This is a genomic window from Cryobacterium sp. TmT2-59 (genome assembly GCF_004403545.1).
GTDB lineage: Bacteria > Actinomycetota > Actinomycetes > Actinomycetales > Microbacteriaceae > Cryobacterium > Cryobacterium shii.
The window spans coordinates 25,399-33,766 of the sequence record NZ_SOGM01000085.1 but is presented as its reverse complement, the minus strand read 5'-3'; the positions used below and the strand labels follow the sequence as shown (position 1 = coordinate 33,766).

Here is an 8,368-nt window from a genome sequence, read left to right as displayed (position 1 = left end):
GGTGGCCGCCCCGGCGGCCGCGCCGGTCGCCCCGGCGGCGGTCTGTGCCGCCCCGGCGGCGAGCGTCCGGCTCGAGGCCGGGAGCGGGTCGAGCTGGGTTTTCAGGCCGGTGGTGAGGGCGCGGCCGGTGGCGAGTCCGCCGTCGACCGGGTCGAGCTGGGCGAGCACGGCATCGATCTGCGCGGCGCTGAGGCCGTCATCCGTGAGTCGCGCTCGGATGGCGTCGCGGGCGTCGACCAGGGAGCCGGCCGCGCCGGCGAGCACCGAGTCCGCCTGGTCGGCGGCCGCGGCCAGCGCGGGGGAGCCGTCCGCCAGTTTCTCCGTGCCCGCGGCGACCGCGGTGCTGCCGTCGGCGACCTGGCCGGTTCCGGTGGCCAGCGAGTCGAGCCCGCTGGCGAGCCCGGCGGCTCCGTCGGAGACCTGGCCGGCGCCGGCGGCCACCTGACCCGTGCCGGTCGCGAGGCTGCCGATCCCGGTCGCGAGTGCGCTCGCCCCGTCGAAGACCTGGCCGGTGGCGGTGGCGAGCCGGCCCGTGCCCGTGGCGAGCGTGCCGGTTCCGGTGGCGAGCTGCGCGGCGCCATCGGCGAGGCTGGTGCTCCCGGTGCCGGCGGAGGCGATGCCATCCGTCACCTTGCCGGCCCCGTCGGCGGCCGTGCCCAGGCTCGAGCGCACGTCGGAGAGGCCGATCAGGAGCCGGTCGGCGGCCTCCTTGTTGACCTTGGCGACGATGGCCTCGCGGATGGTCTGCGCCGCCTGGCTGCCGATGGTGGAGGCGAGGTAACTGTTGGTGTCGTTCGTGGTCAGCCTGATGGTGGCCCGGGTGGGGGTCTCGCCGGCCGACGAGGCGATCGACTCGGAAAAGTTCCGGGGGATGGTGACGCTGAAGTCGTAGGTCGCGTCGGCGACGCCCGCTTTGCCGGCGGCGGCGGAGACCTGGTGCCACCCGAAGGTGCCGTCGTCGATCAGCTGGGTGGCCACCTCGTGGCCGTAATTGTGCTCCGCGCCGTCGACCTGGGCGCCCGTGTCGGAGACGATCAGGGCGACCGGCACGCGGTCGAGGCCGGCGTACGGGTCCTGGTTGGCCCACAGGTAGAGGCCGCCGTAGAGCACGGGCACGAGCAGGAGGGCGAGCAGGGCGATGCGCGACATCACGGTGGCGGTCAGCCGGGCGAGTTCGGCCCTGACCATGGCGAGGATCTTCATCGGGCGTCGGCTCCGGCGTGGGCGTGGGTGAGTGCGGGGTTCGCGGCGGGAGTGCCGGGCCCGCTCGGAACGATGGAGACGGCCTCGCCGGAGGTCGTCACGACCAGGTCGGGGTCGAGGGCCGCGATCGCGTGCGCGGACGCGTCCCCGGCGATGACGAGAACGGCATACCCGCGGGCGCTGAGCCCGTTCGTGACCGTCCACCAGCCCAGCGGGTCGCCGCCGTGCCGGTCGGGAGAGCAGATCACGAGGCCCTCGACCCCGTCGCGCAGCACGGCGAGTTCGGTCAGCAGACGGATGCGCGCATCCGGTTCCAGATCGGCCATGCTCGAGCGGGCCTCGTCGGCCAGACCGAACGCGGCCAGCATCCGGGCCACGGCACGGCGGTGGCCGATCCGCCCGGCGAACATGAGCTCCTCGGCCACGACCTCGGCCACCGTGATGTCCGCGGCCGGCTCGCAGACGCCGGGGGCGTCGACGAGGGCGACCAGGCTGCGGATCGCGCCGTAATCGGTGCGGTCGTCGACGGTGACCGTGCCGGAGTCCGGGCGCATCCGGCCGGAGGCGATCAGGCCCAGCACGGTCGGGCGGCGTTCCGTCTCGGCCCGGGCCAGTGTGACCGTTCCGGTGTGGAACTCGAGGGAGGTGAGGGGGAGGGCGGCCCGGTTCGGACCCTTCGAGACCTCGCTGAGGGTGACGCGCATGCTGGAGCCTTCGTGTTCGGGGGAAGGTTCCTCAGGCTAACTGACTAGTCAGTACAAAAGCAACCCGGGGGCAGAGGATCACCCCGTCGTCACAGGCTGTGACCGGTCTGCGCGAGCCGAGCACCGGAGCCATCGACTCTAGACTGTGGGTCTCGGGTGCCGTTCTCGCGCTCCTGCTGGTCGGCTCGATCGCGAAAGGAACTCCCATGGCACGTGCCACCGGAACGAAGCGCGCCATCCTGGACGCCACGCTGGAACTGGCCGCGACCAAGGGCATCAGCGGCACCACGATGGACGAGGTCGCCGAGCGGGCGGGGGTGGCCAAGGGCAGCCTGTACTACAACTTCAGCTCGAAGGACCGACTGTTCGAGGAACTGCTGCTGGAGGGGGTCGGTGCGCTCGCCGAGATCCTCCGGGCGGCCCGCGGTGACCTGCGGGGGCGGGCGGCCATCGAGGCGCTCGTCGGGGCCCTGCTCGACCGGATCGCATCCAACCCTGCGCTGGCGAAGCTGATGGCCTCGGAGATCTTCCGCACCGACCGCACCTGGCAGAAGTCGCTGTTCGCGCTGCGGCACGAGGCCCTCACGGTCTTCGCCGAGGCGATCGCCGAGGCGAAACCGGAGTCGAGAGACCACGGCACGTGCGGCCTGATGGCGTCGAGTGTGTTCGGTGCGGTGCTGATGGCCGGCCTCGAGTGGCTGGTCTTCGAGCCCGAACGCCCCCGCGACGAGGTGGCCGCCGCGATCCTCGACTCCCTCTCCGGTGGGCTCCTCGGCGGGGATCGGCCCGCACCGCGTTAGGATCGAGTGTGACCGGCGACAACTTGATTGAGCAGCCCGAGACCCTTCTTCCCGCGGAACCGGAGGTGATCGAGGCTCTGCGGCGAACCACCGGCGAGGAGCTGGCAAGCGTCGTGGCGCAGCATCCGAAGTCCTCCCTGGCCTGGGCCGTGCTCGCGGACGCCACCCACCTGGAAGGTCGCACGCTGGAGGCGTACGCCTACGCCCGCGTCGGCTACCACCGCGGCCTCGACGCGCTGCGCAAGGCCGGCTGGCACGGGCACGGCCCGGTGCGCTGGACGCACGAACCCAACCGCGGTGTGCTGCGCGCGCTCTACGCGCTGCGCCGCGCCGCCGGCGAAATCGGTGAGCAGGACGAGTTCGACCGCCTGACTATTTTCCTGAACGACTCCGATCCGACCGCGATCAGCCGCATCGACCAGCAGACCATCACGCCGGACGGCTACCGAGCCACCGACCCGGCCCCGCCCACCGAGGCGTTCTTTATCCGAGGAGAAAACTAAATGCCAGCGATCGTTCTGATCGGCGCCCAGTGGGGCGACGAGGGCAAGGGCAAGGCAACCGACCTCCTCGGCAGCCGCGTCGACTACGTGGTGAAGTTCAACGGCGGTAACAATGCCGGCCACACCGTCGTCATCGGCACCGAGAAGTACGCGCTGCACCTGCTGCCCTCCGGCATCCTGACCGCCGGTGTCACCCCGATCATCGCCAACGGCGTGGTCGTCGACATCGAGGTGCTCTTCGAGGAGCTCGACGCGCTGATCTCCCGCGGCGTCGACGTGTCCCGGCTCAAGGTGAGCGCCAACGCGCACATTATCACCCAGTACCACCGCACGGTCGACAAGGTCACCGAACGTTTCCTCGGCAAGCGCCAGATCGGCACCACCGGCCGCGGAATCGGTCCCACCTATGCCGACAAGATCAACCGCGTCGGCATCCGCGTGCAGGACCTGTTCGACGAGAACATCCTGCGCCAGAAGGTCGAGGGCGCCCTCGCCCAGAAGAACCACCTGCTGGTCAAGGTCTACAACCGCCGCGCGATCTCGGTCGACGAGATCGTGGAAGACCTGCTCAGCTACGCCGAGCGGCTGCGCCCGATGGTCGCCGACACAGCGCTGCTGCTGCACGAGGCCCTCACCGAGGGCAAGACCGTGCTGTTCGAGGGCGGCCAGGCCACGATGCTGGATGTCGACCACGGCACCTACCCGTTCGTCACCTCCTCGAACGCGACCTCCGGCGGCGCGGTCACCGGATCGGGCATCGGCCCGAACCGGATCGACCGGATCATCGCCGTCGTCAAGGCCTACACGACCCGCGTCGGCGCCGGCCCGTTCCCGACCGAGCTGTTCGACGAGTCCGGCGAGTTCCTGCGCGCCAACGGCTTCGAGTTCGGCACCACCACCGGTCGCCCGCGCCGCTGCGGCTGGTACGACGCCCCCGTCGCCCGCTACACCGCCCGCATCAACGGGGTGACCGACTTCGTCCTGACCAAGCTGGACGTGCTCACCGGTCTCGACGTCATCCCGGTCTGCGTCGCCTACAGCGTCGACGGCGTGCGTTTCGACGAGGTGCCCGTGTCGCAGTCGGACTTCCACCACGCGAAGCCCATCTTCGAGAACTTCCCCGGCTGGACCGAGGACATCACCGGCGCGCGCACCTTCGAAGACCTGCCGCGGAACGCGCAGGCCTACGTGCTCGCCCTCGAAGGGATGAGCGGCGCGCGCATCTCGGCGATCGGCGTCGGACCGGGTCGAGACGCGATCATCTCGCGGCACGATCTCGTCGACTGATGTAGTTCGTACTTGTCCCGAGCGCTTCCCGTTCCCTTCTGTGCTTTTCCGTTCGCTTCTGTGGCCGTTCCGGTCGAGAGTGCCCGCTCCGGCGGTCACTCTCGACCGGAACGGCCACTGTCGTTGCCAGGGGTGCTCTCCGCGGCCGGTGCGGCCAGTGCGGTTTCGGCCGCGCGGCGGGCCTGCGGTTTCGGGCGCGCGGCGGGCGGGTCGAGTGCCCGGGAAAGCCGCACCGACCGCAGCCCGGCCCCTGACGAATTCGACGGAGATTTTGCTGCCCGGAGCCGGGAAACGGCCCGAGGCATCCGTTTTCGTGAAAATCTCCGTCGAATTCGTTCGCGACGATCTGACTGCTGCCGTTCATTCGGCGGCAACCTGGCGCTGCCACAGTGTCGGAATGACTGCCGAACGACCTCAGAGCATCGCCATCGTGGGCCACTTCGTGCGGCTCGAACCCCTCACCCGAGCGCTGCTGCCGGAGCTGCGTGACGCGATCGCGCATCCGCTCGTCTTTGAGGGCGGATTCGGCGGCGGACCGGGTGGATTGCGGGCCGGCCTCGGCGAGTTCGCCGGCTGGGCGGATGCCTACGTGCAGTGGGCAGGGCTGCCCTACGCGGTGCGCCTGCTGGGTGGTGCGCACGACGGTGACCTCGTGGGCATGTCCACGCTCGGCGACCTGCACCTGGCGAACGAGTCGGCCCACCTGGGATGGACCGCCTATAATCCCCGGGTCTGGGGCACCGCCGTCAACGCGGAAACGAAGCTGCTGCTGCTCGGGCTGGCCTTCGACCACGGTTTCGGGCGGGTGAAGATCCAGGCTGATGTGATGAACGTGCGGTCCTGCGCGGCCGTCGCGGGCGTCGGCGCCACGTATGAGGGGATCGTTCGCCGTGAGCGGCGCCGGGCGGACGGCAGCTGGCGGGACACCGTGGTGTTCTCGATCCTCGACAGCGAGTGGCCCCGGGTGCGAGCCGGGCTGCGGGCGAGGCTCGACGGGTACGGTGCACAGCCGGTCGAGTATCGGCAGCGGCCATTCGAAACGAGCGACGCGGCCTGACGGCGCGGTGCCGGTGCGGGCCGCGAGCCCCGCGCCTGCGTGGGGGCGGGCTCCGGGCTCCGGGCTCCGGGCTGCGTGCCCTGACGAATTCGACGGAGATTGTGCTGCCCGGAGCCGGAAACCGGCCGGCAGCATCCGTTTTCGTGAAAATCTCCGTCGAATTCGTTCGGTGCGGCAGAGGGATGGCGGGCGCGATCGGGTCGCTCCTGCCATTCCCCGGCGGGTTTCGGACGACGCGTTCCGCACCGGCACCCCGCGCCGGCCGGGCGCGATACAGTCGGCTGGTGAGAGACGCCCCCGCCGCCGCGAAGACCCTAGTCACCCTCCAGTTCCTGGGCATGGGTGTGGTCTGGGGATCCAGCTTCCTGTTCATGAAGATCGCCCTGGACGGCGTCACGTTCGGCCAGGTCGCCTGGTCCCGGCTGGTGCTGGGCGGGCTCACCCTCGGCCTGATCGTGCTGATCAGCCGGCCGCGGGTGGCCACCGGGCCGGTGCTGCCGCGCGAGAAGATCGTCTGGCTGCATTTTTTGGTGATCGCGATCACCGGATGCGTCGTGCCGCACCTTCTGTTCGCGTGGGCCGAGCAGTACGTGTCCTCGAGCCTGGCCAGCATCTACAACGCCGTCACCCCGATCATGACCGCGGTGATGGCGACGCTCGCGTTCCGGGTGGAGCGGCTCGCGCGAGCCCAGGTGGCGGGCATCCTCGTGGGGATCGCGGGGGTGGTCGTGATCATCGGGCCTTGGCGCTACGCGGCCCTGACCGGCGACCTCTGGGGCCAGCTGGCCTGCCTGGGCGCAGCGGTCTGCTACGGCTTCACCTTCGGGTACACCCGCCGGTTCCTCAGCGGGCGGCCGATCGCGGGCGCGACCTTCGCGTTCCTCAACATCGGGCTCGCCGGGGCGATCATGCTCGTGGCCACGCCGCTGGTGGCGTGGCATCCGGTGGCGCTGACCCTGCCGATCGTCGCCGGCCTGGTCGCCCTCGGGGCGCTCGGGACCGGAGTCGCCTACATCTGGAACATCAACGTGCTGCGCGCCTGGGGACCCACGAACGCGTCCACCGTGACCTACGTCACCCCGGTGGTCGGCGTGGTGCTCGGAGTGCTGGTACTCCGCGAGACGTTCTCCTGGCATGAACCGGTCGGCGCGGGGCTGGTGCTGCTCGGGATCCTGCTGACACAGCGGCGGCTGCGCCTGCCCCGGGCGCTGCCCCTGGCGCTGCGGGGGCGGCGGATGCGCGCCGAGGTCGACACTTCCGGTCCAGATCGACTGGCGCGCGAGGCTAATTCGACCTGAACTGTCGAACTCGGCGCGGACTGCGGGGGCGCGAGACGGCGCCGAACTCGACACTTCCGGTCGAGATCGTCCGGTGTACCGGACGACCGGAACGGGCGACCTCGGCGGGGGAGGCGAGCAGCGCACGAAACGGTATCGTCGAACCATGGCTGCACACGAGGAATTGCCCGCCGGCGCGGGTCAGGAAGCGATCGACGAGCTCGGCAGCATCCGTCAGAGCATCGACAACATTGACGCCGCGCTGATTCACCTGCTCGCGGAGCGCTTCAAGTTCACCCAGCAGGTGGGCCGGCTCAAGGCCACGCACGGCCTGCCGCCCGCCGACCCGGAGCGGGAGCTGTTGCAGATCCAACGGCTGCGAGGCCTGGCCGAGGAGGCCCGCCTCGACCCGGGGTTCGCCGAGAAGTTCCTGAACTTCATCATCGCCGAGGTCATCCACCACCACGAGAAGATCGCCGGCACCGAGTCGGCGAGCACCGGTGCGCCGCGCGCGGCCGGGTCCCCGGCGCAGGCGGGCACCCCCGCGACCCCGTCCGCCTCCGCATGAGCGCGCGGACGGAACGACTCCCCGGCCAGTCCGGCAAGACCTTCGTCATCACCGGCGCCAACGCGGGCTTGGGATACTTCGCCAGCGAGCAGCTCGCCGCGGCGGGCGCCCACGTCGTGCTCGCCTGCCGCAATCCGGCCAAAACGGATGCCGCCCTCGCGGCCATCCGCGGCCGGGTGCCGGGCGCATCCGTGTCGGCCGTGCCGCTCGATACCGCCGATCTCGCCTCGGTGCGCATCGCGTCGGCCGCGCTGCTCGAGTTGCCCCGCATCGACGGTCTCATCCTCAACGCCGGGATCGTGCACCCGCCGCGCACCCGCGAGGTGAGCCCCGACGGCCACGAACTCGTGTTCGCAACCAACTACCTGGGCCATGTCGCGCTCACGATGCAGGTGACGCCCGTGCTGCGGCGCACCCCGGGCAGCCGGGTCGTGGCGCTGGGATCGATGATCTCACGTCTGCTGGACTCCTCGCTCGACGACCTGGAACTGGAGCACGGCTATAACCGGTGGCGTGCCTACGCCCAGTCGAAGATCGCGATGCAGGTGTTCGGGTTCGAGCTGGACCGGCGGCTGCGCGCGGCCGGGGCGGGCGGCGCTGACGGGGTGCAGAGCCTCGTCGCGCACCCCGGTTACTCGATCTCGGGGCTGACGCCGGGCATCCGTGGGGTGAACGAACCCTCGCGGGTCAGCCGTTTCGCCGACATCCTGCAGGGCGTCGCCGCACAGGGCAAGGACGTCGGCGCGTGGCCGATCGTGCGTGCCGCCGTCGACCCGGCCGCCCGCGGCGGCGACTACTACGGCCCGCGCTATCTCACCCGGGGCGTCCCGAGCCTGCAGTCGCCGACGCGCACCTCGGTCAATCTCGCGGTCGCCGAGCGGCTCTGGTCGCGAACCGAGGCGATCCTCGGCGCCCCCTTCGCTCTCTAGCGGCCCCGCCTCCGGCCCCGCGTGCGCTCAAAACGCCGCC

9 protein-coding genes are annotated in these 8,368 nt (G+C 70.8%); 7 read left to right on the top strand and 2 right to left on the bottom strand.

Features of this window, described 5'->3' with window-relative positions; all coding sequences use genetic code 11:
• The coding region (locus E3T24_RS13020; protein WP_194087740.1) for a YhgE/Pip family protein at positions 1-1,203 on the bottom strand (1,203 nt) is incomplete at its 3' end.
• A complete protein-coding gene (locus tag E3T24_RS13015; RefSeq protein ID WP_174776175.1) occupies positions 1,200-1,907 on the bottom strand; it encodes a hypothetical protein in 708 nt (235 codons plus the stop codon). The genes E3T24_RS13015 and E3T24_RS13020, both read right to left, overlap by 4 nt.
• Positions 1,908-2,113: 206 nt before the next feature.
• Here E3T24_RS13015 and E3T24_RS13010 point away from each other — a divergent pair, with 206 nt between their 5' ends.
• From E3T24_RS13010 to E3T24_RS12980, 7 genes are all read left to right on the top strand, one after another.
• Positions 2,114-2,707, top strand: a complete 594-nt coding sequence (locus tag E3T24_RS13010) for a TetR/AcrR family transcriptional regulator (RefSeq protein WP_134403276.1) — start codon at positions 2,114-2,116, stop codon at positions 2,705-2,707.
• Positions 2,708-2,715: 8 nt separating this feature from the next.
• On the top strand, positions 2,716-3,210 hold the full coding sequence (locus E3T24_RS13005; protein ID WP_134365538.1) for a DUF3151 domain-containing protein: 495 nt from the start codon (positions 2,716-2,718) through the stop codon (positions 3,208-3,210).
• Entirely contained in the window at positions 3,211-4,497 is a 1,287-nt protein-coding gene (locus E3T24_RS13000) for an adenylosuccinate synthase (protein ID WP_134365539.1), read from the top strand.
• A gap of 397 nt (positions 4,498-4,894) precedes the next feature.
• Entirely contained in the window at positions 4,895-5,554 is a 660-nt protein-coding gene (locus E3T24_RS12995) for a GNAT family protein (protein ID WP_134365540.1), read from the top strand.
• 284 nt (positions 5,555-5,838) lie between these two features.
• Entirely contained in the window at positions 5,839-6,852 is a 1,014-nt protein-coding gene (locus tag E3T24_RS12990; RefSeq protein ID WP_338144985.1) for a DMT family transporter, read from the top strand.
• Positions 6,853-6,997: 145 nt separating this feature from the next.
• The gene (locus E3T24_RS12985) at positions 6,998-7,399 is read left to right on the top strand and encodes a chorismate mutase (RefSeq protein ID WP_134366778.1); all 402 of its coding nucleotides are present in this window, start codon (positions 6,998-7,000) and stop codon (positions 7,397-7,399) included.
• Positions 7,396-8,328: an SDR family NAD(P)-dependent oxidoreductase gene (locus tag E3T24_RS12980; RefSeq protein WP_134366777.1), complete on the top strand. Its 933-nt coding sequence runs from the start codon at positions 7,396-7,398 to the stop codon at positions 8,326-8,328. Before E3T24_RS12985 ends, E3T24_RS12980 begins: the two co-directional genes overlap by 4 nt.
• The last annotated feature ends 40 nt before the right edge of the window (positions 8,329-8,368 follow it).

Coding starts and splice junctions, on each gene's coding strand:
- E3T24_RS13015 (WP_174776175.1), bottom strand. CDS start 1,907: ATGCGCGTCACCCTCAGCGAGGTCTCGAAGGGTCCGAACCGGGCCGCC.
- E3T24_RS13000 (WP_134365539.1), top strand. CDS start 3,211: ATGCCAGCGATCGTTCTGATCGGCGCCCAGTGGGGCGACGAGGGCAAG.
- E3T24_RS12985 (WP_134366778.1), top strand. CDS start 6,998: ATGGCTGCACACGAGGAATTGCCCGCCGGCGCGGGTCAGGAAGCGATC.
- E3T24_RS12995 (WP_134365540.1), top strand. CDS start 4,895: ATGACTGCCGAACGACCTCAGAGCATCGCCATCGTGGGCCACTTCGTG.
- E3T24_RS13010 (WP_134403276.1), top strand. CDS start 2,114: ATGGCACGTGCCACCGGAACGAAGCGCGCCATCCTGGACGCCACGCTG.
- E3T24_RS12980 (WP_134366777.1), top strand. CDS start 7,396: ATGAGCGCGCGGACGGAACGACTCCCCGGCCAGTCCGGCAAGACCTTC.